This window comes from Alkalibacillus salilacus, from assembly GCF_030812915.1.
In the GTDB taxonomy this organism is placed as follows: domain Bacteria; phylum Bacillota; class Bacilli; order Bacillales; family Alkalibacillaceae; genus Alkalibacillus; species Alkalibacillus salilacus.
The window spans coordinates 99,372-125,128 of the sequence record NZ_JAUSTQ010000001.1; the positions used below are offsets into that span (position 1 = coordinate 99,372).

Here is a 25,757-nt window from a genome sequence, read left to right on the forward strand (position 1 = left end):
TCCACCTCTTTTATTGATTTAACAAACGATTAATCGCCACTTCATGGGCATCAATTGTCTTTTGAATATCCTGTTCAGTATGAGCCGTACTCATGGAGTAACGATTACCTGGTTTTGTATAAATACCCAAGTCAAGCAGTTCATAGTCGATTTGTTTACGCGTTTCTAGGTCAATTTCAGTTAAATCACGATAATTCCGAACTGTCTCTTGACTCAATATTATATTAAATATAGTCCCTAAGCCAACCGTTTGCATTGGCAACCCGTAACGGTGATAGACTGTTTCAAGACCATGGCGTAATTGCTCCGTTTTGCGCAACAGGTCACTCATAACACCATCTTCTTCTAGATACTCAATCGTCGCTAAGCCTGCTGCTAGCACAGTTGGATGGCCATTATAAGTCCCACTATGGAACAAGGCGCGGTCCGTTACCTTTTGGCCACCACCTGAAGTTAAGATGTCACCACCACGTTCAGGAGACATGAGGTTCATCAGGTCAAACTTACCACCTAATGCTCCCACTGGGAATCCACCACCTAACACTTTACCAAGTGCTGTAAGGTCAGGTTCAATCCCATAAAGATGTTGAGCACCACCTACTGTTAAACGAAAACCTGTTTTCACTTCATCAAAAATCAAGACAATACCAAGCTCATCCGTAATTTGACGCAAGCCTTTTATAAATGATTCATCTGCAGGTACAAATCCACTCTGAACCGGCTCCAAAATCACAGCCGAAATCTCATCTTGACGTTTCCGTAAAATCGCTCCTGTTGCTTCAAGATCATTAAATGGCAAAATTATGGTGTCATCCAAGTCGGAATCCGACATGCCACTCGACTCCGCAACAGAGTTTGGTTCCGCTTGCTCACCAGCATTGTCGATATTAGGATTCACACTAACTAGCACTTGATCATACCCACCATGATAATGCCCTTCAAACTTTGCAATTTTCGGCTTATCATTGTAGGCTTGCGCTAAACGAATTGCTAGTAATGTCGCTTCAAGACCTGAATTCGTAAACCGAACTTGATCCATACTCGGAAAAATATCGACCAGTTTTTGCGCCATTTTATACTCCAAATGATGCGGTGTCCCGAATACAAACGAACCACATTGTTCCATCTGCTGGTAAACCGCTTCTTTCACACGCTCATGCCCATGACCTAAAATCATCGCCCCATAACTAAGCAGATAATCAATGTACTGGTTTCCATCGACATCTGTTAAACGACTACCAGAAGCATGATCCATCACAATCGGATGCGGCGCGAAATGTTTAATATTTGCCGTCACCCCACCCGGAATCACCTGTTTCGCTTGCTCGTGCGCTTTCGCTGAACCAGCTATCTTGCTTTCAAAACTATATTCTTGCGCAACACGTGCACGATCCATTTTTCACACCCTTTATATATTATGAAATAATTATTTCATTTGCTCATCTATATGATAATTTTATTTCATAATCCATCCTATTTCAAGGGTTTATGAAAAATTTATTTCACATTATTTAGTTTTGAAAATTGATTGTTTCATAGATTATGTCGACCAAGATTATAAATAAAGCATGTTGTCTTGATTAATTTGATGAATCAAATTAGAATTATATTGATTTAAACTATGTTTATTAATGATTCATAAATATAACTTAAAAATACTGCAGATTTTATACAAATAACTTTTTCGAAATTTAATGTATATTGGCTGCCATTTAATTTTTTTCAACCTAATACTTTCAATATGCTAATTATTAAATATACTTTGCAAATCCCTCCAACTCACTACTGACATATTGACCAATTCCCTCATAAAAAAGCCACTTCACAGAGATCACCACTCTATGAAGCAGCTTCAATCGCCATTTATACAGCTTCCGAAACAGATTCTAATTCTTCATCAAAATAAAACTCTTCTTTTTGGAGTAACAAACTACCAATCACAACGATTATAGTATTAATTGCTAGACCCCAAAGTCCACTTAGCACACCTAACGGTTCAAGTCCAGCAAAGGTAAATGTTGCAGCTACAATGGTTCCAACCACCATACCGACAAATACAGATTTGGTGTGAAGTTTTTTCCAATAAAGTCCAAGAATGAAGGCTGGTGCGATCTGAATCAGCACTTCAAATTTCAAGACGAAAATATCAAATAAAGTTGCTGGTGGATTCCATGCGATGTAAAGCAATAGGAAAGTGGCAATTATACCCACGATTTTACCGACTTTAATCTGTTTTTCTTCAGTCGACTTCGGATTGATATATCTACCATACAAATCTCTGGAAACAACCGATGAAAATGATAATAGTACCGAATCAGCTGTTGAAATAATGGCGGCGATAATTCCACCGAACAAGAGAACCATAGCCCAATAAAAGAATAGATTTTCAGATGCGATACCATTCGCCATCATACCAACCAACTGTTCCGATTCCATCGTTCCCAGCCCCGGAAATACATTCATTCCAATAATACCAACCAACAAAACAACTCCTGTTGTCACAAACGGCATCCATGCCATACCGACCATTGAATTTTTCAATGTTTTTTCACTTTTTGCTGAGAAAATCCTTTGAATCGCGTGTGGGTATATGGCTGCGCCGATGGTGACTAGGAAGAGCATGCTAAACCACCCGACCGATCCCGACAAATCTGGCACACCCAATTTCTCCGGCGCAAAAGCTTCCATGTAATCGGTAGCTGCAGGTAATCCACCAAAATAAGTAATAGAGCCAATCAAAAGGATAAATACACCGAAAAGCAACGCAACTCCTTGCATGGTATCTGTATAGGCTACCGACTTCATACCGCCAAGCCAACTGTATGTTAACATGATTAAAATGAAAAAGATCACGACATATTGATATGGTATTGTATTTCCGGTGAGCCCTGAGACACCTTGTCCGACAGCGACTAATTGTTCAAGTAAGTAGTTCCCCAAACCATACAACATTAAGAAAGCGCCAAGAATCGTTATTCCTTTATTTTTAAATCTTTTATTCAGCCAGTCTGTTGGTGTGACAAAATTGTATTTCTTTGAAAGCGCATAAAGTCTTGGTGCAAAAATCATATACCCCACAATAACTAAAATCATAAACGTAACCGATTGTAACCACATAAAACCCAATCGGTAGCCCTGAGGCGCATAACCAATAATTGTATTTCCACTATACTGTGTTGCATAAAAGGTGAAAAACAAAACCATAACACCCAAACCTTTACCACCTAGGTAATAGTTCGCATTGGATGCTTTTATATTTTTATTACGCAAGTAAGTAACGACACCAATTCCAAGCATAATCAATCCATAAGCAGCCATAATAAGAATGCCAGACCAGCCGCCAAATGCCAAATCTTCAGACATCTAAACACTCCTTTTTAATTTTCGTCTGTTTCAGTCTCTTCAGAAATCCATAGTTTATTAATTGCATATGTCAATGTCGCTGAAATAGCAACTGATACGATCAAAACAATCCAACCCCAATAAGGGATTCCTAAAATAATAGGTTCATAGCTTCCTGCAGGCAAATACCAAGGAACACTAGCTAGAAAAAGGATACCTAACACAATCCATAATTTAACGTTTTTGATCGGTTCTTTTTTAAACATCCATTCATCCTCCTTAAGTTTATGTGGATGGATTCAAGTAAATAGGTCGTTCGGATTCGTATTCATTGATTTTATCTTCCATTAATAACGTTAAGTCGATATCATCCAAGCCATGGAGAAGTTTGTACTTCACTTTCGGATCAATATTAAAAGTAGCCTCGAATCCATCATGATCAAAAACCACTTGTTTCTCTATATCGACCTCCAAATGATAAGGGGGCTTTGCTTTTGACTTAGCATGTAATAAATCTATCGTTTCATGATCCAACTCAATCGTAAGTAATCCGTTATTCGAGCAATTATTTTTGAAGATATCTGCAAATGATGGTGCTATAATCACTTGAAATCCATAATCATGTAATGCCCAGACAGCATTTTCACGAGATGATCCACAACCAAAATTATCACCTGTAACTAAAATCGACACATTTTCATAAGCCTCTTGATTTAATGGAAAATCCTCTTTCACCTTTCCATCAGAATCATAGCGCCAGTAATACATCATGTATTTTCCAAACCCGGACCGTTCAATCCGCTTCAAAAATTCAGCTGGAATAATAATATCTGTATCAATATCCGTTTGATTAATTGAGATGGTCTGACCACTAAATCGACTAAAAGGTTGCATTTTTTTCACCGTCCTCTTTAAATGTCCAATCGCGCACGTCAATAAAATGACCTTTAACCGCAGTCGCTGCAGCCATCGCTGGGCTAACTAAATGTGTTCTTGCTTCTTTTCCTTGTCGGCCTTCAAAGTTTCGGTTTGATGTAGATGCAATCCGTTCACCTGGTTTAGCCATATCTGGATTCATCCCTGGACACATACTGCATCCTGGTTCTCTCCAATCAAATCCAGCATTGATGAAGATTTGATCCAGCCCTTCTTCCTCTGCTCTACGTTTAATATGATAGGATCCCGGAACAACAAGTGCCTCAACTTTGCTGGAAACTTGGTACCCTCTCAACACTTCTGCTGCGACTCTTAAATCCTCTATCCGTGAATTTGTGCACGATCCAATAAAAACTTTATCAACATATATATCGTCAATTTTTGTAAGCGGTTTCAGATCCATATACTTTAGTGCCGCTTTTGCAGTGTCTTGATCTGCCCCTTTATTTAGATCATTTGGGTCCGGTACCACACCCTCAATCGAAGTTCCTTGGGAAGGATTTGTTCCCCATGTCACTTGTGGACTGATTTCGTAAGCATGAATCACGACTGTTTTATCATAACTTGCATCTGGATCTGTTTTTAGAGTCTTCCATTCTGCAACCGCTTCTTCCCATGCTTCACCTCTAGGAGCAAATCTTTTTCCTTCTAAATATTCAAACGTTTTTTCGTCCGGAGCAATCATCCCTGCACGAGCGCCTGCCTCGATGATCATATTACAAAGTGTCATGCGTTGTTCCATCGACATATCATCTACCGCACTACCTGTAAATTCGACAACATGACCAGCACCTCCGTTTGTACCGATCTCTTGGATAATTTTTAGAATAATATCTTTGGAAGTAACGTAATCTTTGAGCTGACCATCGATATGAATATTCATTGTCTTTGGCTTTTTTTGAGGCAAAGTCTGGGTTGCCAATACATGTGTAATTTCACTGGACCCAATACCAAATGCCAAGGATCCAAACGCACCGTGGGTCGATGTATGACTATCTCCGCAAACGATCGTTTTTCCTGGTGTCGTAAGACCTAACTCCGGTCCAATAATGTGTACAATACCATTGTCTGGGTGGTCGATATCATAAAGAGTAATTCCAAATTCTTCACAGTTTTTCGTCAAAAAATCAATTTGTTTTTTTGCCAATATATCACGTATATTATCCCGTTCTCCTGTTGGAACGATATGATCAGCCGTTGCGAATGTTAAATCTGGCCGACGAACCAGACGCCCCTCTTCACGAAGTTTTGAAAAAGCTTGCGGGGAAGTCACCTCATGAATCAGGTGTAAATCAATAAACAATAATTGTTGCTCTTCCATTTCAATCAAATGTTTCTCCCAAACTTTGTCGAACAGCGTCTGTTGTGACATCCTTCCACCTCCTAATTAGATGCCATCTACCGAATGTAGATCAGTTATTTTACCGGCATTGATAATTTGTCCATCGAGTGGATGCGATAATAGTGTCTGTAAGTATTTTGAAGTCTCAATCATTTTATCTAAGTCAACATTCAGTTCATAATCCATAAAATGAAGCATATGCACCAAATCTTCGCTGCAAATATTTCCAGATGCCCCTGGTGCAAACGGACACCCTCCAATGCCCCCAAGAGAAGCATCAAAGTGAATCACACCAGCTCGGATACCTTCTAGCACGTTAGCCAGTCCCATTCCTCTCGTATTGTGAAAATGGAGAGTCAACGTAATATTAGGGAATTCATCCAACACCTTACTTGATAGTTCATATACCTGCTTTGGCGTTGCCATCCCTGTCGTATCCGCTAATGTAATCCGGTTAACACCTAAGTCGATGTATTTCTGCACACAGTCTAGAATTCTTTCTTCTGGTACGTTTCCCTCAAATGGACAACCAAACGAAGTGCCGAGTGCTCCGCTAAGTGCGATATTCTTATCCGAAAGATAGTCGATTATTTCTTTAAAACTTTCAAATGTGTCTTCTGTCGTTTTCTTTACGTTTTTTAAATTATGCGTATTACTGGCTGAAACTAATAGATTTACTTCATCTGCTTCACATTCTACCGCCCTTTGAGCGCCTTTAAGATTTGGAATTAAAGTAGTATACGTAACATCTGGGTTACGATCGATATTCTTCATAACTTCTTCTGCATCTTTTAAATTCGGTACGGCTTTCGGTGAAACAAAAGAGGTCACCTCAATTTTATTGACACCTGTTTGACTTATCCGATTAATCAATTCAATTTTTTTCTCAGTCGGCACATATTCTCTTTCGTTTTGAAGTCCATCTCTAGTGACGACTTCCTGGATATGAATCACTTAAATCCTCCTCTCATTAAATAATTCCTTTATCTTTATATGCCTTGATTTCCTTAGAACTCATCCCCAATATATTGCTTAGTACATCCTCATTATGTGCACCTAAATCAGGGCCAAGCCACTTGGTTGTTCCAGGCGTTTTGCTCATCTTTGGGACGATGCCAGGTAAGCGAATATTTTCTTCATCGTTTAACTGATGCTCTTCAAACATCTGACGTGCTTGATATTGAGGGTCATTTACGATGTCTTCGATGTTATAAATTGGACCTGCTGGAACACTTGCTTTATCTAATACGTCCATCGCTTCATTCAAATCGACCGTATCCGTCCACGCCTGAATAACTTCATCCAAATAGTCTGCTTCAGCTGCTCTACCATTGTTGTTCTGGAACCGTTCATCATTAGCAACATCTTCACGCCCAATTGCATTCATCAATCGTTTAAAGATTTTGTCCCCATTACCACCGATGACTATATATTTATTGTCTTTACATTGATACGTATTGGAAGGTGCTACGCCCGGTAGTGAAGTCCCTTGCCTTTCACGAATAGCTCCAAATTTTTCATATTCCGGAAGCATTCCCTCCATTAGACTAAATACCGATTCATAAAGAGCCACATCAATCATTTGTCCTTCTCCGGTATCAAGGACATCACGATGATAAACTGCAAACATCGCACCGACCACAGCATACATTGCAGTAATTTGATCCCCCAAACTAATACCTACTCGTGGTGGTGGTAATTCCGGATGCCCCGTTACGTAGCGGATTCCACCCATCGATTCACCAACACTCCCAAATCCAGCTTTATCTTTATATGGTCCTGTCTGTCCATAACCAGAAATACGTACCATAATGATGCCCGGATTAATTTCTTTTAGGTTTTCATAACTTAATCCCCATTTTTCCAATGTGCCTGGTTTGAAGTTTTCAATGACGATGTCTGCTTCTTTGATTAGATTTTTAACAACTTCCTGACCTTCTTCCTCTTTCATATTTACTGTCAGAGATTTTTTGTTTCTTGATTGGAGTCTCCACCATAGCGATCGCCCTTCGTAAACATGACGCCATTCGCGTAATGGATCCCCTTTTTCAGGTGATTCAATTTTAATGACGTCTGCACCAAACTCAGCAAAAATCTTTGATGCAAATGGACCTGCAATGAAATTTCCTAGTTCAACAACTTTAAGTCCCTCTAACGTAGCTGTCATCTACTATTCCTCCTCAGTTGCGTTCTCAAAATATTGTTTCAACATTTCTAAGTCTACTTCAACATGTTTAATCATTAATTGTTCTGCTAAACAATCATCATTTTGATTAATCGCAGCAGTGATTGCTCGGTATTCTTCTAAAAACACATCCCTACGGTTAACCTCACCCAACAATGCATTTCTCATATAAATCGTTTTAGATCGAATTAGGTTCATGAAATGAATCAGCTGATCATTTTTTGAAAAAGTTAGAATTAGATCATTAAACTCCGTATTATATGTTGTAATTTCCTCCACCGGTTGTTCGTTGGCTACGGAATTTTCAATTTTATCCAGCATATTAGAAAGTTCCATTTTTCCATCTTCATCAATATTTTTTGCGGCTAACTTTGCAGCAAGCGGCTCAAGTCTTTCTTTACAAAGATATAAGTCCAACGCATCCTGATAAGACGGATTGAATACAAAAGTTCTTGAGCCATTTTGAACAAATAACCCATCCTGCATTAACATTCGCATCGCTTCACGGATTGGACCTCTCGAGATTTCTAATTCATTCGCTAAACCGACTTCCGTAATCTGTTCTCCAGGTTTATATTTTTTCTCCAATAATGATTTCTGGATATATTTATACGCCTGAATATGGTACGACTCCGCTTTTATGATACCAGCCACGAATTTCCTCCTTTCTGAAAATTTAAATTTTTGTAACCGCTTTCCTTGAAAAGTATGGTAAACTGTTATCTGAAAATTGTCAACATTTTAAATAGTAAATCTTATCTTTATATTTATAATATAATTGAATTAAGCTATTATGTTTGGAAAAGGAGTTTTAAATCATGAAACTTAACCCGTGGCGATTGTTAGCTTTATTATTTATCTTACAAATACTCGTTTCCTTGATTGGACGAAGCATTTCTCCACTAGGGATATTGATTGAAGAAGACTTAAACTTAACAAAAGCACAAATTGGATTGCTACCGACAGCCTTTTTTATTGGCCAGTCAACAGTATCCATTTTAGCCGGCATTTTATCAGATCGCATCGGCTTTAAAGTCATGTTTTTAATCGTTTCTCTTACTATTAGCTCAGCATTTATGGCCACTACTTTTTCCTATGCATTTAGCATATTAATACTTTGTATTTTTATAGGTGGAGCAGCTTACGGCGCGATGCATCCAGCAACGAATAAAGGAATCATGTATTGGTTTCCAAAACACAATTTAGGAACCGCTATGGGAATCAAACAAACCGGGGTAACAACAGGCTCGGCCTTAGGTGCATTAATCATGCTGCCACTAGCCAATATGTACGGCTGGAGAGTTGTGCTGTTTGTGGCTTGCCTAATTTTAATCATATATAGTTTAAGCACCATTAATGTTTTCCCAAAGCCTGAAGAGGATGAAGATGAACAGGGTGGTAAGAAAGACATCATCAAGAACTTGACACAAGTCGTCCAAAAAAAATCACTCCTATTAGTAAGCATTTCTGCAGCTTGTTTAAGTGCCGGACAAATGATCGTTAATACGTACATTGTGTTCTATTCATTTGAATATTTAGGCTATGCTCTTGTCGTTGCAGGATTAGCCCTTGTTGTCTCTGAAATTTTCGGTTCACTAGGTAGGATTTTATGGGGCATAATCAGTGACAAAATTTTCCAAGGTGATAGAATTATTGTTTTAATGATAGTTGCAGTTGTGGGCGGAGTCATGGCATCGACCCTTGCGTTCATTCCAGCCGAAACACCATTTTGGGTGACTATTATCTTCATTGCGTTTTTAGGGTTTACCGTATCAGGCTTCAACGGCATTTGGATGATCGCCGCAGCAGAATCCGTCCCTAAGCAGTTTTCCGGTGTATCGAGCGGAGTTAGCTTAACCATCGGAACATTAGGTGTTATTATCGGACCTCCTGTATATGGATTATTAGTCGATCAAACAGGTGGATTCATGTGGGGATGGATCTACTTCGCAGGGTTGATGGCTACCGTTTTGGGTGTATTGATGGTTGCAAAACGGGTTGGGTTTGAAAGATAGTTGAATGTGGAGCATGCGGGGGTAGTCAAGTTAATTGACATTATTGTACCCCCTTACAGTTAAGATTCAATTATAATATGATTAATATTAAACTATCTCAGCCAAACGCATTCCTTTATAAATTTTCAATCCATTATAAATGCCTCCTCTACTCCCCCCAAACTGATAACCCATATTAAAAATTGTCATATTAGTTAAGGTTATAATAATAACTATTAAGCTATTAAACCTGAATTCGCCTGTTCCAGTTACTAATGACAAAACTTTAAACTATTTAGGGAATAGAAAAAGTGTAACAACCAACTTAAATACACTGTTTAAATAATCGGAAAAGTAATAATGCTTTTTAACTAATTACTCAAATAATAATGTGCACTTAGATAAAGACCCCCTTGCCTTATGTCTATAGTTATAGGACAAAATAGCCCTTAAAGTTTATCAGAGGATATGGTGTGTTCCTTCATCTGACTGAAAAATCCCCCACTAAAATTTGCTCTCGTACTTTCTATTCTGGTTCTAATTCAAGTCGAACAATGACATCTATAGTTTGTTGATAAACTTGTTCACACAGCGTTGGTCGTTCGATCGTCTGAAATGATTTCTTCTTTATAAAACCAATATGTTGGCACAAGTCTAAAGAGTGAACAATTTTAATCCTCCTTTAAATTATTAAATAACTGGATCCAACTATTTAAAAATTCGAAAACAACATTCACCTTAGCCCGTCCAGCTCGACCTTGTCTTGCCAATAAACTCCATTTATACTTACGTTAACAAGTATTTCTAGATTGCGAGGGATCGTCATGTTCAAGTTATTAGTCATCGAAGACGATGAGTCACTTTTCTCTGAAATTAGAGAGCGTTTAACTCAATGGTCTTATGATGTGTTCGGCATATCTAATTTTGAAAAAGTGATGGAGGAATTCAGCGAAGTTAAACCGGATCTTGTCATCATCGATATCCAACTGCCCAAATATGATGGGTTTCACTGGTGCCGGATGATTCGCAATCATTCTAATGTACCCATTATTTTTCTATCATCCAGAGACCACCCAACTGATATGGTGATGTCTATGCAACTAGGCGCTGATGATTACATACAGAAACCTTTTCATTTTGATGTCTTAATTGCGAAGGTTCAGGCGACACTTCGGCGTGTGTACAACTACAATAATGACCATATCCACCTTAAGACATGGTGCGGGGCAACAGTTGATTACGAAAAGAATAGCGTGTCTAACGACAATGGCACAATTGAACTCACCAAAAATGAAACTTACATCTTAAAAACTTTAATTGAACATAAAAACAAAATCGTCAGTCGCGACGAATTGATTCACCAATTATGGGAAGATGAACGGTTTATTAGCGATAATACACTCACCGTAAACGTCAATCGCCTTAGAAAACGTTTAGATGAGATTGCTCTGGGGCAAAATATCGAAACAAAAGTAGGACAAGGATATATAGCAAAAGAGGAGACTCCATCATGATTGGGAAGTTTTTAATCGAGCGTCGCAGTTGGATTATGTTATTTATACTTTTACAACTCTTACTGTTGTTTATAGCTTATATTGACCCTAATATCTCTATGAATTCGATTTCGTATTACGTTTTCCTATCGAGTACCATCTTTGTTTTATTCCTTAGTATTCGCTTCGTTAAAGAATCGAAATTTTATCAATCCCTGAACGATTGGGGTAATGAATTTGATGAGTCTGAGTTACCAGAGCCCGCTTCACCCTTTGAAAAAATAGTCCACCATAACTTATCTGAACAAGCTGAACACCTAAAGCAAATAGAGTCTCAGAACCGAACATCATTAGAACAAGAAAAAAATGAACTTCTTTCATGGATTCACGAAGTTAAAACACCACTTACAGCCATGCAACTCATCATCGACCGAATTGAAGATAACACGTTAAAAGCTGACCTCAATTACGAGTGGCTCCGCATCCATTTATTACTCGACCAACAATTACATAAAAAACGCATGTCCTTTATCGAGAATGACCTCTATATAGAAAGAACGGAACTGGAACCCATGATCTATCAAGAAATCAGGACATTAAAATCGTGGTGCATCCACAAAAAGATCGGATTTGACATTAATTTGGAAGTTGAGTCCGTGTTAACTGACAGCAAATGGCTGGCTTTTATCATTAGGCAGCTTCTATCTAACGCTGTGAAATACAGTGAGAACTCGGATATTGAGATTAGTAGTGAACAAAACGACAACCAAACGATATTAATCATTCAAGACCACGGTCGGGGAATTGACGCGAAGGATATGCCAAGGATTTTTGAAAAAGGGTTCACGTCAACTGCCACACATCAAGACAATTCAGCAACTGGTATGGGGCTCTATCTGACGAAACAAGTCTCAGAATCTTTACAAATTAATATTCATGTCAATTCCGAACTTGGTGAAGGTACAGCAATAAAACTCATTTTCCCTAAGAGAAATGATTTCGTGACTATTACGGATGCATGATGAGTCATTAATAGATGTTTCAACATGCCTCATGAAATTGATCTTAGGCTCCAATCATGTTCAACCTCCCCTTGAAAGTTAAAATTCTACTAAACCTAAAACAACAAATCGAATGACAAAAATGTCACATGCGTCGTTTAATTGTTAGGTGAAATGAAGGAAAACAACCCCGTCCCCCTTATACAATTAATTCAGATTCATTGAAAGGAGTACTAACCATGAACATTTTAGAGGCTCAGAAAATTCACAAGAGCTACGGAAACAAATTTAACAAACAAGAGGTTCTACAAGGCATTGACCTTAACATTGAAAAAGGTGAATTTGTCAGTATTATGGGGGCATCTGGTTCCGGGAAGACGACGCTACTTAATGTTCTTTCTTCCATCGATCAAGTTAGCCAAGGAACAATTAAGATTGATGGAAGCATGATTACGAACATGAAATCCAAAAAGTTAGCCGAGTTTCGCAAATATAATTTAGGCTTTATTTTTCAGGAGTATAACCTATTAGACACATTAACAGTTAAAGAAAATATTCTTTTACCTCTCTCGATTCAAAAAGTGTCGAGATCTCAAGCTAATGAGCGATTCGAAGCAGTCGCTAACGAACTCGGGATATATGACGTTCGTGATAAATATCCGAATGAAATTTCAGGCGGACAAAAGCAACGTACCTCAGCTGCACGTGCATTTATTCATGAACCGAGTATTATTTTTGCTGATGAACCAACTGGCGCACTGGATTCTAAATCTGCATCTAACCTTCTAGACAAACTAAGTGAACTGAATAAAAACCGCGAATCCACCATTATGATGGTGACCCATGATCCAGTTGCGGCAAGCTATAGCAGTCGCGTGATTTTCATTAAGGATGGTCAAATTTATTCGCAACTCAACAAAGGACACGAAGACAGACAAAGCTTCTTTAAAGACATTATGAAAACACAGGGTGTATTAGGTGGGGTTCAACATGAGCATTAATCATCTGATGATCCGTAACCTCAGAAAAAATTTGAGCAACTATTATCTTTATGTCTTCGCCTTAATCTTCAGTGTCGCGATTTACTTTGCCTTTGTGACGTTGCAGTACGATCCGTCGATGGATGCCACCAAAGGATCTGTACGGGGAGAAGCCGCAATAAAAGCAGGATCAATCTTATTAGTAGCAATCGTCGGATTCTTTCTCATCTATGCGAACAGCTTATTTATTAAACGACGCAGTAGTGAGATTGGGCTTTTCCAATTAATTGGCATGACAAAGAACCGAATCATTAAGATTCTAAGCATAGAAAACTTCATCATTTATTTCACATCAGTTGCGATTGGTATTTTAGTTGGTTTTTCAATCTCTAAACTAATTGTCATGATCGTTTTTAAGATTACTGGTGTAGAAGCTGTGGCTACCTTACGTTTCTCATCTGAAGCCTTGGTTCAAACCTTGTTCGTATTTATCGGTATTTATTTACTGATTATGTTAATGAACTCTATTTTTATTAAAAGACAAAGCATCTTAGCATTATTTCAAGTTCGTCAATCAACTGAAGTCAAAGTTAAAAAGATGTCAATTTGGCAAGTTATAATCGGCATTCTCGGAATTGTAATGATTGGCTCTGGCTACTATGTTTCACAAAAGCTATTTGATGGGGATTTCACAACTGTCACTCAACTGTTTTCAGCTATGGCCTTTATTTTAGGGTCCGTCATAACTGGGACCTATCTGTTTTACAAAGGGTCTGTAGCTTTCATATTCCAACTCATTCGTAAACAAAACAATGGCTATTTAAGTATCAATAAAGTGTTATCATTGTCATCGATTATGTTCCGAATGAAATCGAATGCATTATTACTCACGATTATCACTACTGTCTCAGCTCTTTCGATTGGTCTTCTGAGCTTAAGCTATATCGCTTATTATTCTGCTGAACAGACCGCAGAAGATTACGTAGTCGCCGACTTTGCGTTAGTCAATGAAAAAAGTATAGAAACATTCACACAAGCTTTGAATGAAGAAGGGATTTCATATGACAAGAATCAAGTCGAAGTATTTCAAGTCACCGCAGATGTCAGTGGTATCCTTGATGTCAATATGGACAACACGAACGTCGACACCTCTGAACTACCACTCCCTATTGTGAGTGACGAAGATTTTGACGATATTGAGCTATCAGAGGGCGAAACATTATTAACAGGATATTCAGATATAATGCAGTCCTATATGACCATTGAAGACTCTGGAGAAATTGAATTAAAAGCTCAAGATACGGTAATCAAGCAAGATTTTGCAGGCTTAAACCGCGAATACCTTGTGTCATCATACTATACAAATAGTGGAGGCATGCCGTTAGGGGTCGTTGATCAATCAATTTTCGAAAAACTTAAAGACAACATGAATCCAGATATCCAAAAAAGCTCACTAGTCTACACAGGCATTAATATTAATGACGCCACAAACTTGGAACGTGCCAACACCCTCTTCCATCAAGAAAACCTTAATGAGGGCGGCAACGAATCACAATTACAATCAAGTCGAGACCAGAAAATGAATATGGGACTAACGATGTTTATTGTCGGGTTTCTAGGCCTAACATTCTTAATTACATCAGGTTGTGTCCTTTACTTTAAACAAATGGATGAAAGTGAAAGCGAAAAGCCAAGCTACACCATTTTAAGAAAACTTGGTTTCACAGAAGGAGACTTAATTAAAGGGATTCAGATCAAGCAAATATTCAATTTTGGTATTCCTTTAGTTGTCGGACTATTACACAGTTACTTTGCTGTTCAATCAGGCTGGTTCTTCTTCGGTTCAGAAGTCTGGACACCTATGTTAATCGTGATGGTACTTTACACCGCACTGTATTCCATCTTCGGAATTCTCTCCGTTTTATATTATAAGAAAATTATTCGTGAAGCGCTCTAAACGAGTGCTTCTTTTTTGTATGACTGGAGATTAGTTATTAGATCACTAGCTGCACTTATTTAATTAATTACTCCACTTTTGAGATAAATTTCAAAAATCAAAGAACTCACCACTCATTCAAAGAAACAAAGAATTACTAATATCATTGTTTCTTTGTTATAATAAATAACAAATCTTGTTGAATACACACAGCAAAGGAGGTCATAGTATAATGTGGAATACAACTTCTTTACAACCAACATCTGAGTTGGAGGGAACAAAGTTGAATGATAAAAAAGTAGATGATTTGAAGCACATTAGCGTTTCAAAAAAACGTCAAATCACCATTCCCAAATATTTTTATGAGAAATTAAATATGGGAAATGAAATTATTTGTGAACTAAGAGAAGACGAAATTGTGTTGCGCAAAGCACCTAATGTTGCAGATTTTTCTGAGGAAATTTTAAAAGACTTAATTGCACAAGGATATGAAGGACAGGAATTAATCAAAGCTTTCCAAAGCCAAAAAGCCAAAATTCGCCCTGCTGTAGAAGAACTTATTGCTGAATCTCGTGAAGCAGCTAAGCAATATAATCCTTCGAAAAATGATGAAACGAATGAGCTTTTTGGTGACTTAAAGGAGTGACTGATTTGCGCCCCGTTATCTATTTAAATCCCGCTAAAAGATTCCTCAAAAGATTGAAAGAAAAGCCTTTAAAACAAAAGTTTTATGACAAAATACAAGATATCCGGTTAGACCCATACCTTGTGAAATGAAATCAGGAGATCTATCCGGTATTTTTTGTCTTGATATTCATTACAATGGAATTCATTATGAACTAGCTTATCGCATCGAATATAACGATCAAGAAGAAATCATTGTTGTCATTTTAGCTGGAACAAGAGAATCATTTTACGAAGAGTTAAAACGTTATATGTCATAACCTTCTATTCGAAAGGGTTAAACCTCCCAAAAACCAATTTCAATATCCACAAGATATCCATCAATTAAAATAAGCTTGAACGAAATCTATTTATTAAAATACACCACTAAAAAAGGCTAATCGCCTGAGCGATTAGCCTTTAAAATCATCTTTACTTATCGATAACAATAATATAATGTTTGATGTTCACGCCGTATATTCATCACACGCTGTTTCACATTACCTACCGTGTCGTTGCCTTTTACAACATCGGCAATCAGTTTAGCAATATCTTGCATATCTTTTTCGTACATGCCTAGACGTGTGACTTCAGTTGTACCAATTCGAAGGCCACTTGGCGTATCCCAATCCTCAGGTCGATCCTGTGGAATTAGATTCTTATTCACAATCAAATTCGCTTCAGCTAATTGGTTCGCTACATCATAACCGCCGCCATATTGACTGACGTCTGCAATCACTTGATGTGTTTCTGTGTAGCCCTTGTGCGCACCTAAGACTGGTATGCCCTCATTTTCCAAGGCAGCAGCCAAGGCTTTAGCATTTTTTACGATTTGCGACATGTAATCATGCCCAAACTCGATAAATTCAGCTGCTGCCACAGCTAATGCTGCTACACGGTTTACCTGGTGAGTCGCTGCTAGCGTTGGGAAAATCGTATCAGTAATCGGCTCTGTTAATTCAGGATCATCCCATAAAATGATGCCACTTTGTGGACCACTAAATGTTTTACCAGCTGAGCCCGTAATAATATCTGCCCCTTCTTTCAACGGATCTTGAAATAACCCAGCTCCAATTAGCCCTAACTGGTGAGCCCCATCAAAGAACACCTTGCCACCCCAAGGTTTCACAATTTCTGAGATCTCCTTAACTGGTAGCGGAAATAATGTCATGGATGCCCCAAGCGATACCAACTGAGGTTTTACATCACGTGCAACACGTTCGAATTCATTTAAATCTACCGTCAATTCATGTCCATCCATCGGCACATCATGTATATTGACTCCACGAATCCCAGCAGGACCATCATTACGGTTACTCGAATGGCCGCCATAAGGTTGTGAGAGACTCATAATATGATCACCTGGTTCAGCCATAGCAGAGTAGACTGTCATGTTCCCAATCATGCTAGCCACTAAACGGTGATCAGCATAATTAACATTAAATGCTTTTTTCAATAACTCCATACAAAGCGCTTCTATTTCATCAATATACTGTGTCCCAGCAAACCAACGTTCCATCCGGCCGATATGACCTTCAGCAGCTCGCGTCCCTACTTCCGATGACAATAGATCTCGAACTAATGGACTTGTCGGGGCTTCTGGTGCCAATAAATTTAAACACTCATCACCTCGCCAAACTTTGTTCCGATTAACTGCATTCAACACTTCATCTGCCACAAGGCGATTTGAAGGTGATTTATCAATAATATCCTTCGCCCAATCTAACACCTTCGAATCATGAACTTCATGCTTTTGCTCCGTTACGCTCATCGTCATCCTCCTCATTATTGAGTTAATAATTCGAATAAACTCAACCAGTTCTGTTCTACGAGGGTTGTGACAAGGTTGGCGTCTTGGTTGTAACAAGCTTCTATGATCTCTTGGTGATCACTAACCGAGTTTATTCCATCCACAGACTTAAACTTAGCAAACTCCAGACGTCTAATTTTTGGCTGGACAGGTTCTAGTGCACGCATAATTTCATGGTTACCTGCCCGCGATAAAAAAACTTGGTGAAATTGATCATCACATTTAACCGCTTCTGTTAAGTCTTGCTCTTCTAAGCACTTAGCAAGATTATCGTTAATAGTGACCAACTCATCCAAATCAGTTTGCGTCAGCATAGGACATGCTTCTTTAGCAGCTAAAGCATGTAAAGACGCAACTACTTTTGTCGCTTGTTTCACCTCCTGCTCATCAATTTCAGCCACTTTGGTGACTGATCCTGGCTTTGCCTCGACTAATCCTTCATCCTCTAGTCGCCTTAAAGCTTCACGCACTGGTGTACGGCTGACCGCAAAATCCGAAGCCAACGTTTGATCTCTTACCTTCTGACCTGGTTCTAATTCAAGTCGGACAATAGCATCTTTGATTTGTTGATAGACTTGTTCACGTAGCGATGGTCTTTCGATTGTCTGAAATGTTTTCTTCTTCATAAAACCAATATATCGGTTTTAGTATGAAAAGTCAAATAATTTTGAAATTAGTCCATTTAATGAAATAAATAGGCCTGTTTATTTCAAAATTAGACGCACTTATCTCATAACTCACTCACGCATGATATGTTAAAATAAATCAGACATGCTACTCATCCTAGGAGGCTCAAATAATGGACGAATTTATGCAACACGCGATTAAATTAGCTGCCAACAATGTCAAAGAAGGCGGCCAACCGTTCGGGGCTGTCCTCGTACAAGATGGCGAAATCATCGCTGAAGGTGTGAACCAGTTGCACAATCGCTATGATGTCAGTGGTCATGCTGAAATGGTTGCCATCCGCCAAGCACAAAAATTACTGCAAACGAATGATTTATCAAGTGTCACGATGTATGCGAGCGGTGAACCTTGTCCGATGTGCTATTCCGCTATGGCATATGCAGGTATTCAGAAAACTTATTATGCTCAATCATCAGATGAAGCCGTTGATGCAGGTCTCGGCAAATCAAAACAAGTGGCTGACGATCTTCAAAAAGCCCCTGCAGAACGCACACATCCAATGAAACAAATGACTTTAACAGAAGATACTTATAATCCAATGCAAATGTATAAAAAACGTCATCAATAAAAATAATCCGGGTGCTCATTTTACTCAGCACCCGGATTATCTTATTTTGTCGGTTCGTACGTTAACCAACTCTTCTGTACTGCCATTTGTTTCAACCTTTCATCTGGATTGACCACATAAGGGTAATCGACAAATTGAAATAATGGTGCGTCCGTTTCACTATCGGCATATGCATACAAGGTTTCAGTTTCTGGATCGCGTCCATTTGACTTCAGCCAATTTTGTAAATGTTCTACTTTTTCATCTCCATTTACAATACGACCAATTTGACCTCGGCACACGCCATCTGAATCGAACACTAACTGTGTCCCAATCGTTTCAACATCATTTAGACCAACTTCTCGTGTAAAAGCTTTTAAAAATGGCATAAGCGCACCTGATAATACAACAACATCATCACCATTATTTTGATGCTGTTTCACCGTCTCAACTAAATCATAATTCACACGTTCCAAATCATGACGTGCTAATTGATCAAAAAACTCTGCTAACTCTTCTTGCGTCTTTCCTTTAAAAGACCTGGCAAAACTTCTGAAGAATTCATGCTTAAATGCTGTTTTCCCTTTTACAACACCTAGGACAAAACTTTTTATTAAGCCGGCGCCCACGACAGACCATTCTTTTACTCCATAATCCTTTTTCGCCACTTGAAACATGACTTTAAACGAATCACCTTGATATAATGTTCCATCGAAATCGACTGTTACGACTGCCATGTTTATGCCTCCGTTTTACATGCTTTCTTACCATTCTAGCACATAAAAAGACAGAGACATACTAAAGCTAATCGATTAAAATGTTCGCTCGATTTCTAATGTGTCACCATTGCCAAAATCAACATCCAATTCAACTGCTTGAACATCCTCTTGATTAATTTCTAAATGATCATAAATTCGTTGTAATGCTTCATCATAAGATAAATCCGGGGCTGGCTGAACCGCTTCAATCATATTTTCAATCTGATCAATTGCGTCACGACCGTCCAGATCTGATTCACTATCCCGTTCAATCTCGCCTTCCTTACCGTCATTTTCTACTTCATAATCATAGCTCCACTCATCACCATTACTAAATTCAATTTCCAATTCATAACTGATAACATCATGAAATAAGTCACGTTCATTATCCGAATTCGATGCGTCACTTTGTGTATCTTCCGTATTAGAACCATCCGAAGCCGATTCATCTTCTTGATTAGTCGTCGTGCTATTCTCTTCACTAGACGCATCTCCACCTGAATTACCTGTGTCATTGCCACCACAAGCGGTCAGAATTAAAATGAAACTTAATATAAAGATAAACATCCATCTCATATCATTCACCTCAATGAACTTCGTTTACTAGTTATATACCCTATATTTTCCATCACTAAGCCACTTGTCAGCCAGTTGATATCAAGATAATATCCCTTATCAACACAAATTTATTTCGAATAATGATGAGAAACTTCCAACGTGTCACCATCATCAAAATCAATATCCAACTCAATCTCCAGCACTTCTTCTTCCATAATCTCTAAATGATTATAAACCCGTTGAAACGCTTCTTCCTTAGATAGATCAGGTGTCGGCTTAATATTCTGAATCATCGCTTCAATTTCTTCGACCGCTAACTTCCCTTCACGATCCGTTTCCTGATCCTGATCGATTTCAACCTTCGCCTTTTTACCATCTTGCTTCACTTCATAATCAAACTGCCATTCGCCCTGATCATTTTGAAAATCAATTTCTAACTCAAAATCAACAACACCATGACGCAAACCACCTTCAGCTTCACGCTTTATGTCGTCCACATCGTTATCCCATTCCTCATCTTGATCTGTTACCCCTGTCCCTTCTTGACCATCACGATCCTGTGGCTTATCAGGATCCTCACCTGATTCATCAGGCCCATCATTGATCTCTGTCGCCTGATCACCATCAGCCACTCCATCCTCATCCTCACTCGTTAACTCTTCATTATCTTCATTAGGATCCGTCATACCCACGCCAGAATCCGTTCCGTCAGCCGTCCCACAGGCTGTTAAAAACAATCCCATACCTAATATTAAAGCGAAAATTTTTTTCATTCAGTCCACCCCTTATGATTAAGTTCTTCTATTTATTGGGGTGTCCATAACTGCATCATTTATACGCTTAATGCAAATTGAATCGCTCATCCAAATTGTTTACAATGGTTGTAAATTATACAAAGGAGCGAAAACAATGCCCGTTTATCAAAAATTAGTTCGCGATTACATACCAGAAGTTATCGAAAACACTGGAAAGTCCTATTCTACACGCGTATTAAATACTGAAGAATATGTTGATTCTTTAAAAAAGAAACTCTACGAAGAAGTTGGTGAAATTCATGAGGCTGATAACACAAAGGAAGTATTAGAAGAACTTGCCGACGCACTTGAGGTAATTCACGCTTTAGCCAAAGTACATAACGCTGACATCGGTGAAATCGAAGAGATCCGTCAAAAGAAAGCTTCTGAACGAGGTGGATTTGATAAGAAGATCTTTTTAGAAGAGGTTGAAGATTAAAAAGTTAATACCCTTAAAAATGGTATGTTTAGTATTCAGCGTTACCATTCATCCCTATATTAAGTTGAAGTGTGTTTAGCGAACAATTCGGTTTGGCTAATATAACTACTATTTTCCCTTTAAAATGATACAAACAACTTTTGTTAATTTACTGTTTCTTAAATAAAGAAATTTTTTATAGTATATTTAAAAGAAATACTTATTGAGGTGAGAATATGGAAATTAAGGAACTTAACCATTTTTTATTTTCAGTTTCTGATTTAAATAGTTCTATTGAATTTTATAAAATGGTATTTGATGCAAAATTATTAGTTAAGGGCAACTCAACGGTCTATTTCGATGTAAATGGAATGTGGTTTGCTCTTAATGAAGAGAAAGATATCCCCCGAAATGAAATACATCAATCCTACACACATATTGCTTTTTCTATTGAAGAAGAAGATTTTGATAAAATGTATAACAAACTAGAGAAACTAAATGTAAATATCTTGTCAGGTCGTCCTAGAGATGAAAAAGATAAAAAGTCTATATATTTCACCGATCCCGATGGACATAAATTTGAATTTCATACAGGAACATTACAAGATAGGTTAGATTACTATAAGCAAGAGAAAAAGCATATGGAATTTTATAACTAATAGGAGTTCCTGTAGAATATAGATTTTTATCTTCCAATAAAATATTCTCTCATGTTGTAATAACCCAACATTAATTTACAAATAAAAATATCTTTTTTATTTCGGTACCCAAATATCATCAAAACCATTTTTAATCGAATAATCGTACAGCATAATGATTTTTTGATCATGATAATTCCTTAAAGAAGGGTCGTAATCTTGATCTGCAATCATTTCTTGTAACTGATCATTTCGAGAAATAATAGCATCCAAATAATCCCGTTCAGGTAGCTTGTCATTCTTTTGAGCGTTACACCTTCCACATGCCATTACGAGATTCCAAATTTGATCAGATTGAACGAATGACCAAGGAATAAAGTGATCGACATGGCTTTCTCGTTTACCCTTAGACAAACTCTTCCCACAGTAGAAGCAAGTAGCTTCAAAGTAGTTTAACAACACTTGCTCATATGGCTTTAAAGAACTTCGTTTTGCAATACTTTCAACTTTACCGAGTAAGTAACTAGTAGATGGATATTCATTTAGATCCTCAATCATTTTTGCCATGTGATAATTAGTTAAATTAACGATTAGGCGCTGATACTTCATCATGAATTCATGTACTTGAGATTGAAAGCGAAAATATTCAGTCTGGTGATTAAATTCATAGAAAACTTCTTGGGTATCGCCATATAACGCTCCAAAAACATTAATTTTCATAACCGATTTGACTTTAGATACTAATTTTAATTGCAAGGTTGATTTTAATTTATCGAAGCTAAAATCTTGAGGTACGCCATGTTTTTCTTGAAAAGCCAATAACTCTGTGACAATTCTAGCTTGCTTATGACTGCTATTTTGTTTCACAAGACCATGATGAATGATTAAATTCCAATATATCTTTGCAAAACTATAAGCTAACTGATCATAAGTTAATTCATATTGGTTATTGACCTGATATAAATTTTCAATCATGGCTTTAATCAGAGCATATTTATATGTAGCAGACTTTGCAGATTTATTTGATAGCACTACTGTTAAAACATGCCAAATATCTTCATCAGTTAAATAAGATTCGCTTAATTCTGCAACCTTTAACTTATGATACATTGTCACACCACCTTACTAACACTTTACAACCTATGTGTGTTAGCAACAACCATCTTAAAAGGAAGAATATAGTTAAATTTGTTCTTGTTTCATAAATTTAATATTTAATTTAAGTACCAACCTATTTTAATTGACTTAATCAACTTACTACATTAAACTAACTTACATAAAGTAAGTAAATAATCGGAGGGAGATTTTCCACATGCAATTCCATCGAGCACCGATTGCACATGTGAGTCATGTTGATTTGAAGGTCACTGATTTACAGCGAGCGACTGCGTTTTATAAACAGATTTTAGGGTTTCAAGTATTGAATCAAGAGGCATCAACTGCTCAGTTAACAGCTGACGGTGAAACGGCGTTATTAACGTTACATGCATTAGATCAGCCAAGTGAGAAGTCACGTCGCACAGCTGGGCTATATCATTTCGCGATTTTATTGCCTACACGTTCTGACTTGGCAGATTTCATCAAGCATATATCAGCTCAAAATGTTCCGATTGGGGCATCTGATCACTTAGTGAGTGAGTCTATCTATTTTTCAGATCCAGATGGAAACGGCATCGAAGTTTATGCTGACCGTGATCCATCCGAGTGGAATTGGCAAAATGGTCAGGTGGATATGGCAGTCGATCCGATTGATGCAGCTGATATTTTAAAACATGCGACTGACTCTGGCTGGCAAGGGCTTCCGGCAAAGACAATTATGGGTCATATTCATTTACATGTTGCTGATTTACAAGAAACAAAAAGATTTTACACAGAAGGTTTAGGCATGGAAATTGTCTGTCGCTTAGGCGATCAGGCATTATTTATCGCTGATGGCCATTACCATCACCATATTGGCATCAATATTTGGAATGGCGTGGGTGCACCGCCATCAGCTGACGATTCACCTGGACTAAAATTCTATACCATTCAACTAAATAGTGATGAGCAGAAACAATCAGTGTTAAAACAATTAGAAGGTATTCGTGCTGATGTGACTGAGGAAAATGGTGAAACGATTGCGACTGATCCATCTGGTAATCGGATACGTCTCGTTGTTTAATCAACTCACGATATAGCAAATCCCCCTTTCAACCAGTAACGAATTCACAAAAGTGAGTTTTTATCCTCACTCAGAATTCATTACTTTGAAGGGGGATTTTATTATGTAATCGCACGCAATACGTCGTGCAATGTTGATTTAAATCGCTCACGATCAACAGCTTCACATACTCGGACATTTGGTGGATAACCGCTTCGATTATTCACATCCACCAAACTATAGCCACGTGTCAACTTACCATCTGTTTCAACATCAACATAATAATGACTAGATTGAGTCATGATGGATTCATCAGCCGCAATAGCTACGAGTAAAGTGTCAGGGTGAGTCGTACCATCTAATTGGTGCACTTCTTTATTAAAACGTTTAACGACTTGGTTCACTTGGCGGAAAAATTCGGAACCAGAAGTCTCTAATGCTTCTATTTCGCGATGTTCGTCATCATTTATTACACTGAATCCAACACACATATCCCAACCGACCATCGTGATGGGTACGCCAGAATGCAAAACAATTCGCGCTGCTTCTGGATCCACATAAAAATTATACTCTGCAGCTGCTGTGATATTGCCTAGCGAGTTATTCGTACCACCCATAATATAAATATGTTTTAAATCCTCCACAATCGCAGGGTCTTTTTTAATCGCCATCGCAATATTAGTAAGGGGCGCAATTGCTAATAACGATATGTCACCTGGGTTTTCTTTCACCGTTTTGATGATAAAATCGACTGCATGTTCCGATTCTGGACGTTGTAGGGCTTTATCAAAAAATGAATCGCCCATGCCATCACGTCCGTGGACATCTTCAACTGTGGTATGTGAAACCTTATCTACATTCAAGACTGGCCCTTCATACCCTTTGAATACAGGAATTTTGTCATTTGAATTAGCTACTTGAATGGTGTAAAGGGCGTTTTCTACCTCTTGGTCAAAGTCAACGTTTCCTCCTGTGACCGTGACACCCTCAACTTTGAAATGATGTATGGCTGTGAGTAGTGCAATCGTATCATCGCCAGCTGTATCTGTATCAATAATGATTTTGGACATTTCCCTCACCCTCTCTAACTTTTATGATTATTATAGAAGTTTTTGATTAAGAACTCAATAACCTCTTTCGGTAAAGGGCATCAAAGGATATTTGATTAACTTGTCGAATATATAGAATTAGAGAGTTTTTTAAGGAGGACTTCACATGGATTATCGTCAAGCTTATGTCATTCCAGGTGGGATGTTTGTTGGTTTAGGGATCGGAATGTTTTTCGACCAAGCAGGTGCTGGTGTGATTTTAGGACTAGGTTTAGGATTTTTGTTAAGTCCGATTGTAGGTTTATTTGAGAGACGAATGAGTCGGGATCAGCCAAATAAGTAAGCGACGTAAAGATCACTTTATAATAATGAGTTATAGCTGATCAACACAACCTCTTACGTACAGATGGTTGTGTTTTATTTCGTAGACAAATATCCCCATTCAAATAGATTGGTCAGGGAGTGGTGCCGGGTTAAGTCATCTTC

The 25,757-nt window shown here is 38.0% G+C and carries 27 protein-coding genes; 12 read left to right on the forward strand and 15 right to left on the reverse strand.

Going from position 1 to position 25,757, the window contains the following annotated elements; genetic code table 11:
* Window positions 1-10 precede the first annotated feature (10 nt).
* The 8 genes from J2S77_RS00500 to J2S77_RS00535 all read right to left on the reverse strand — a co-directional run bounded on the left by J2S77_RS00500 (window position 11) and on the right by J2S77_RS00535 (window position 8,459).
* Window positions 11-1,396, reverse strand: coding sequence for an aspartate aminotransferase family protein (locus J2S77_RS00500; protein WP_306973635.1), 1,386 nt, complete (start codon window positions 1,394-1,396; stop codon window positions 11-13).
* A 467-nt stretch (window positions 1,397-1,863) separates the two neighbouring features.
* Window positions 1,864-3,363: a sodium:solute symporter family protein gene (locus J2S77_RS00505; RefSeq protein ID WP_306973637.1), complete on the reverse strand. Its 1,500-nt coding sequence runs from the start codon at window positions 3,361-3,363 to the stop codon at window positions 1,864-1,866.
* 14 nt (window positions 3,364-3,377) lie between these two features.
* Window positions 3,378-3,608, reverse strand: a complete 231-nt coding sequence (locus J2S77_RS00510) for a hypothetical protein (protein WP_306973639.1) — start codon at window positions 3,606-3,608, stop codon at window positions 3,378-3,380.
* Window positions 3,609-3,627: 19 nt separating this feature from the next.
* A complete protein-coding gene (gene leuD / locus J2S77_RS00515; RefSeq protein ID WP_306973640.1) occupies window positions 3,628-4,236 on the reverse strand; it encodes a 3-isopropylmalate dehydratase small subunit in 609 nt (202 codons plus the stop codon).
* Window positions 4,223-5,650 (reverse strand): 3-isopropylmalate dehydratase large subunit, encoded by a 1,428-nt coding sequence (gene leuC / locus J2S77_RS00520; RefSeq protein WP_306973642.1) that lies wholly within the window; start codon window positions 5,648-5,650, stop codon window positions 4,223-4,225. The genes leuD and leuC overlap by 14 nt, the downstream gene beginning before the upstream one ends.
* 15 nt (window positions 5,651-5,665) lie before the next feature.
* The gene (locus J2S77_RS00525; protein WP_306973644.1) at window positions 5,666-6,574 is read right to left on the reverse strand and encodes a hydroxymethylglutaryl-CoA lyase; all 909 of its coding nucleotides are present in this window, start codon (window positions 6,572-6,574) and stop codon (window positions 5,666-5,668) included.
* Between the two features lie 16 nt (window positions 6,575-6,590).
* Window positions 6,591-7,787: a CaiB/BaiF CoA transferase family protein gene (locus J2S77_RS00530; RefSeq protein ID WP_306973646.1), complete on the reverse strand. Its 1,197-nt coding sequence runs from the start codon at window positions 7,785-7,787 to the stop codon at window positions 6,591-6,593.
* Between the two features lie 3 nt (window positions 7,788-7,790).
* Window positions 7,791-8,459, reverse strand: coding sequence for a GntR family transcriptional regulator (locus J2S77_RS00535; RefSeq protein ID WP_306973648.1), 669 nt, complete (start codon window positions 8,457-8,459; stop codon window positions 7,791-7,793).
* Between the two features lie 164 nt (window positions 8,460-8,623).
* Between J2S77_RS00535 and J2S77_RS00540 the strand changes: the two genes are divergently transcribed.
* The 7 genes from J2S77_RS00540 to J2S77_RS00570 all read left to right on the forward strand — a co-directional run bounded on the left by J2S77_RS00540 (window position 8,624) and on the right by J2S77_RS00570 (window position 16,153).
* Window positions 8,624-9,820: an MFS transporter gene (locus J2S77_RS00540; RefSeq protein WP_306973650.1), complete on the forward strand. Its 1,197-nt coding sequence runs from the start codon at window positions 8,624-8,626 to the stop codon at window positions 9,818-9,820.
* A gap of 803 nt (window positions 9,821-10,623) precedes the next feature.
* The gene (locus tag J2S77_RS00545; RefSeq protein WP_306973652.1) at window positions 10,624-11,313 is read left to right on the forward strand and encodes a response regulator transcription factor; all 690 of its coding nucleotides are present in this window, start codon (window positions 10,624-10,626) and stop codon (window positions 11,311-11,313) included.
* Entirely contained in the window at window positions 11,310-12,314 is a 1,005-nt protein-coding gene (locus J2S77_RS00550; protein ID WP_306973654.1) for a sensor histidine kinase, read from the forward strand. Before J2S77_RS00545 ends, J2S77_RS00550 begins: the two co-directional genes overlap by 4 nt.
* Before the next feature lie 218 nt (window positions 12,315-12,532).
* Entirely contained in the window at window positions 12,533-13,294 is a 762-nt protein-coding gene (locus tag J2S77_RS00555; RefSeq protein ID WP_306973656.1) for an ABC transporter ATP-binding protein, read from the forward strand.
* Window positions 13,284-15,230, forward strand: a complete 1,947-nt coding sequence (locus J2S77_RS00560) for an FtsX-like permease family protein (protein ID WP_306973658.1) — start codon at window positions 13,284-13,286, stop codon at window positions 15,228-15,230. The genes J2S77_RS00555 and J2S77_RS00560 overlap by 11 nt, the downstream gene beginning before the upstream one ends.
* Before the next feature lie 211 nt (window positions 15,231-15,441).
* Window positions 15,442-15,855, forward strand: a complete 414-nt coding sequence (locus J2S77_RS00565; RefSeq protein ID WP_306973660.1) for an AbrB/MazE/SpoVT family DNA-binding domain-containing protein — start codon at window positions 15,442-15,444, stop codon at window positions 15,853-15,855.
* A 127-nt stretch (window positions 15,856-15,982) separates the two neighbouring features.
* Complete coding sequence (locus tag J2S77_RS00570) at window positions 15,983-16,153, forward strand: type II toxin-antitoxin system RelE/ParE family toxin (protein WP_306973664.1); 171 nt, start codon at window positions 15,983-15,985, stop codon at window positions 16,151-16,153.
* Between the two features lie 155 nt (window positions 16,154-16,308).
* Here the strand turns inward: J2S77_RS00570 and glyA are convergent, their stop codons facing one another.
* Entirely contained in the window at window positions 16,309-17,643 is a 1,335-nt protein-coding gene (gene glyA / locus J2S77_RS00575; RefSeq protein ID WP_306973665.1) for a serine hydroxymethyltransferase, read from the reverse strand.
* 14 nt (window positions 17,644-17,657) lie between these two features.
* The gene (locus J2S77_RS00580) at window positions 17,658-18,308 is read right to left on the reverse strand and encodes a GntR family transcriptional regulator (RefSeq protein WP_306973666.1); all 651 of its coding nucleotides are present in this window, start codon (window positions 18,306-18,308) and stop codon (window positions 17,658-17,660) included.
* 173 nt (window positions 18,309-18,481) lie between these two features.
* Between J2S77_RS00580 and J2S77_RS00585 the strand changes: the two genes are divergently transcribed.
* Window positions 18,482-18,937, forward strand: a complete 456-nt coding sequence (locus J2S77_RS00585; RefSeq protein WP_306973667.1) for a nucleoside deaminase — start codon at window positions 18,482-18,484, stop codon at window positions 18,935-18,937.
* 41 nt (window positions 18,938-18,978) lie between these two features.
* Here J2S77_RS00585 and J2S77_RS00590 read toward each other — a convergent pair whose 3' ends face one another.
* The 3 genes from J2S77_RS00590 to J2S77_RS00600 all read right to left on the reverse strand — a co-directional run bounded on the left by J2S77_RS00590 (window position 18,979) and on the right by J2S77_RS00600 (window position 21,005).
* Window positions 18,979-19,653 (reverse strand): HAD family hydrolase, encoded by a 675-nt coding sequence (locus J2S77_RS00590; protein WP_306973668.1) that lies wholly within the window; start codon window positions 19,651-19,653, stop codon window positions 18,979-18,981.
* A gap of 75 nt (window positions 19,654-19,728) precedes the next feature.
* Window positions 19,729-20,250, reverse strand: coding sequence for a YusW family protein (locus tag J2S77_RS00595; RefSeq protein ID WP_306973670.1), 522 nt, complete (start codon window positions 20,248-20,250; stop codon window positions 19,729-19,731).
* Window positions 20,251-20,360: 110 nt separating this feature from the next.
* Window positions 20,361-21,005, reverse strand: a complete 645-nt coding sequence (locus tag J2S77_RS00600; protein WP_306973672.1) for a YusW family protein — start codon at window positions 21,003-21,005, stop codon at window positions 20,361-20,363.
* Between the two features lie 136 nt (window positions 21,006-21,141).
* Between J2S77_RS00600 and J2S77_RS00605 the strand changes: the two genes are divergently transcribed.
* Together J2S77_RS00605 and fosM are read left to right on the forward strand one after the other, a co-directional pair.
* Window positions 21,142-21,465: a nucleoside triphosphate pyrophosphohydrolase gene (locus J2S77_RS00605; RefSeq protein WP_306973674.1), complete on the forward strand. Its 324-nt coding sequence runs from the start codon at window positions 21,142-21,144 to the stop codon at window positions 21,463-21,465.
* Window positions 21,466-21,680: 215 nt separating this feature from the next.
* On the forward strand, window positions 21,681-22,103 hold the full coding sequence (gene fosM, locus J2S77_RS00610) for a FosM family fosfomycin resistance protein (protein WP_306973676.1): 423 nt from the start codon (window positions 21,681-21,683) through the stop codon (window positions 22,101-22,103).
* Between the two features lie 96 nt (window positions 22,104-22,199).
* On the opposite strand, the gene J2S77_RS00615 is transcribed toward fosM, so the two are convergent.
* Window positions 22,200-23,192, reverse strand: a complete 993-nt coding sequence (locus J2S77_RS00615) for an HNH endonuclease domain-containing protein (protein ID WP_306973678.1) — start codon at window positions 23,190-23,192, stop codon at window positions 22,200-22,202.
* 202 nt (window positions 23,193-23,394) lie between these two features.
* Between J2S77_RS00615 and J2S77_RS00620 the strand changes: the two genes are divergently transcribed.
* Window positions 23,395-24,243 carry a VOC family protein gene (locus J2S77_RS00620; RefSeq protein WP_306973680.1) on the forward strand — a complete coding sequence of 283 codons (849 nt, stop codon included), beginning with the start codon at window positions 23,395-23,397 and terminating at the stop codon, window positions 24,241-24,243.
* Window positions 24,244-24,344: 101 nt separating this feature from the next.
* Here J2S77_RS00620 and J2S77_RS00625 read toward each other — a convergent pair whose 3' ends face one another.
* On the reverse strand, window positions 24,345-25,292 hold the full coding sequence (locus J2S77_RS00625) for a nucleoside hydrolase (protein WP_306973682.1): 948 nt from the start codon (window positions 25,290-25,292) through the stop codon (window positions 24,345-24,347).
* 145 nt (window positions 25,293-25,437) lie between these two features.
* On the opposite strand from J2S77_RS00625, the gene J2S77_RS00630 reads away from it, so the two are divergent.
* Window positions 25,438-25,614, forward strand: a complete 177-nt coding sequence (locus J2S77_RS00630) for a hypothetical protein (RefSeq protein ID WP_306973684.1) — start codon at window positions 25,438-25,440, stop codon at window positions 25,612-25,614.
* The last annotated feature ends 143 nt before the right edge of the window (window positions 25,615-25,757 follow it).

Bases quoted from the DNA above. Each gene is read 5' to 3' on its own strand.
- J2S77_RS00500 (WP_306973635.1), bottom strand. From the start codon at position 1,396: ATGGATCGTGCACGTGTTGCGCAAGAATATAGTTTTGAAAGCAAGATA.
- J2S77_RS00505 (WP_306973637.1), bottom strand. From the start codon at position 3,363: ATGTCTGAAGATTTGGCATTTGGCGGCTGGTCTGGCATTCTTATTATG.
- J2S77_RS00510 (WP_306973639.1), bottom strand. From the start codon at position 3,608: ATGTTTAAAAAAGAACCGATCAAAAACGTTAAATTATGGATTGTGTTA.
- leuD (WP_306973640.1), bottom strand. From the start codon at position 4,236: ATGCAACCTTTTAGTCGATTTAGTGGTCAGACCATCTCAATTAATCAA.
- leuC (WP_306973642.1), bottom strand. From the start codon at position 5,650: ATGTCACAACAGACGCTGTTCGACAAAGTTTGGGAGAAACATTTGATT.
- J2S77_RS00530 (WP_306973646.1), bottom strand. From the start codon at position 7,787: ATGACAGCTACGTTAGAGGGACTTAAAGTTGTTGAACTAGGAAATTTC.
- J2S77_RS00540 (WP_306973650.1), top strand. From the start codon at position 8,624: ATGAAACTTAACCCGTGGCGATTGTTAGCTTTATTATTTATCTTACAA.
- J2S77_RS00545 (WP_306973652.1), top strand. From the start codon at position 10,624: ATGTTCAAGTTATTAGTCATCGAAGACGATGAGTCACTTTTCTCTGAA.
- J2S77_RS00550 (WP_306973654.1), top strand. From the start codon at position 11,310: ATGATTGGGAAGTTTTTAATCGAGCGTCGCAGTTGGATTATGTTATTT.
- J2S77_RS00555 (WP_306973656.1), top strand. From the start codon at position 12,533: ATGAACATTTTAGAGGCTCAGAAAATTCACAAGAGCTACGGAAACAAA.
- J2S77_RS00560 (WP_306973658.1), top strand. From the start codon at position 13,284: ATGAGCATTAATCATCTGATGATCCGTAACCTCAGAAAAAATTTGAGC.
- J2S77_RS00565 (WP_306973660.1), top strand. From the start codon at position 15,442: ATGTGGAATACAACTTCTTTACAACCAACATCTGAGTTGGAGGGAACA.
- J2S77_RS00570 (WP_306973664.1), top strand. From the start codon at position 15,983: ATGAAATCAGGAGATCTATCCGGTATTTTTTGTCTTGATATTCATTAC.
- glyA (WP_306973665.1), bottom strand. From the start codon at position 17,643: ATGAGCGTAACGGAGCAAAAGCATGAAGTTCATGATTCGAAGGTGTTA.
- J2S77_RS00580 (WP_306973666.1), bottom strand. From the start codon at position 18,308: ATGAAGAAGAAAACATTTCAGACAATCGAAAGACCATCGCTACGTGAA.
- J2S77_RS00585 (WP_306973667.1), top strand. From the start codon at position 18,482: ATGGACGAATTTATGCAACACGCGATTAAATTAGCTGCCAACAATGTC.
- J2S77_RS00590 (WP_306973668.1), bottom strand. From the start codon at position 19,653: ATGGCAGTCGTAACAGTCGATTTCGATGGAACATTATATCAAGGTGAT.
- J2S77_RS00595 (WP_306973670.1), bottom strand. From the start codon at position 20,250: ATGAGATGGATGTTTATCTTTATATTAAGTTTCATTTTAATTCTGACC.
- J2S77_RS00600 (WP_306973672.1), bottom strand. From the start codon at position 21,005: ATGAAAAAAATTTTCGCTTTAATATTAGGTATGGGATTGTTTTTAACA.
- J2S77_RS00605 (WP_306973674.1), top strand. From the start codon at position 21,142: ATGCCCGTTTATCAAAAATTAGTTCGCGATTACATACCAGAAGTTATC.
- fosM (WP_306973676.1), top strand. From the start codon at position 21,681: ATGGAAATTAAGGAACTTAACCATTTTTTATTTTCAGTTTCTGATTTA.
- J2S77_RS00615 (WP_306973678.1), bottom strand. From the start codon at position 23,192: ATGTATCATAAGTTAAAGGTTGCAGAATTAAGCGAATCTTATTTAACT.
- J2S77_RS00620 (WP_306973680.1), top strand. From the start codon at position 23,395: ATGCAATTCCATCGAGCACCGATTGCACATGTGAGTCATGTTGATTTG.
- J2S77_RS00625 (WP_306973682.1), bottom strand. From the start codon at position 25,292: ATGTCCAAAATCATTATTGATACAGATACAGCTGGCGATGATACGATT.
- J2S77_RS00630 (WP_306973684.1), top strand. From the start codon at position 25,438: ATGGATTATCGTCAAGCTTATGTCATTCCAGGTGGGATGTTTGTTGGT.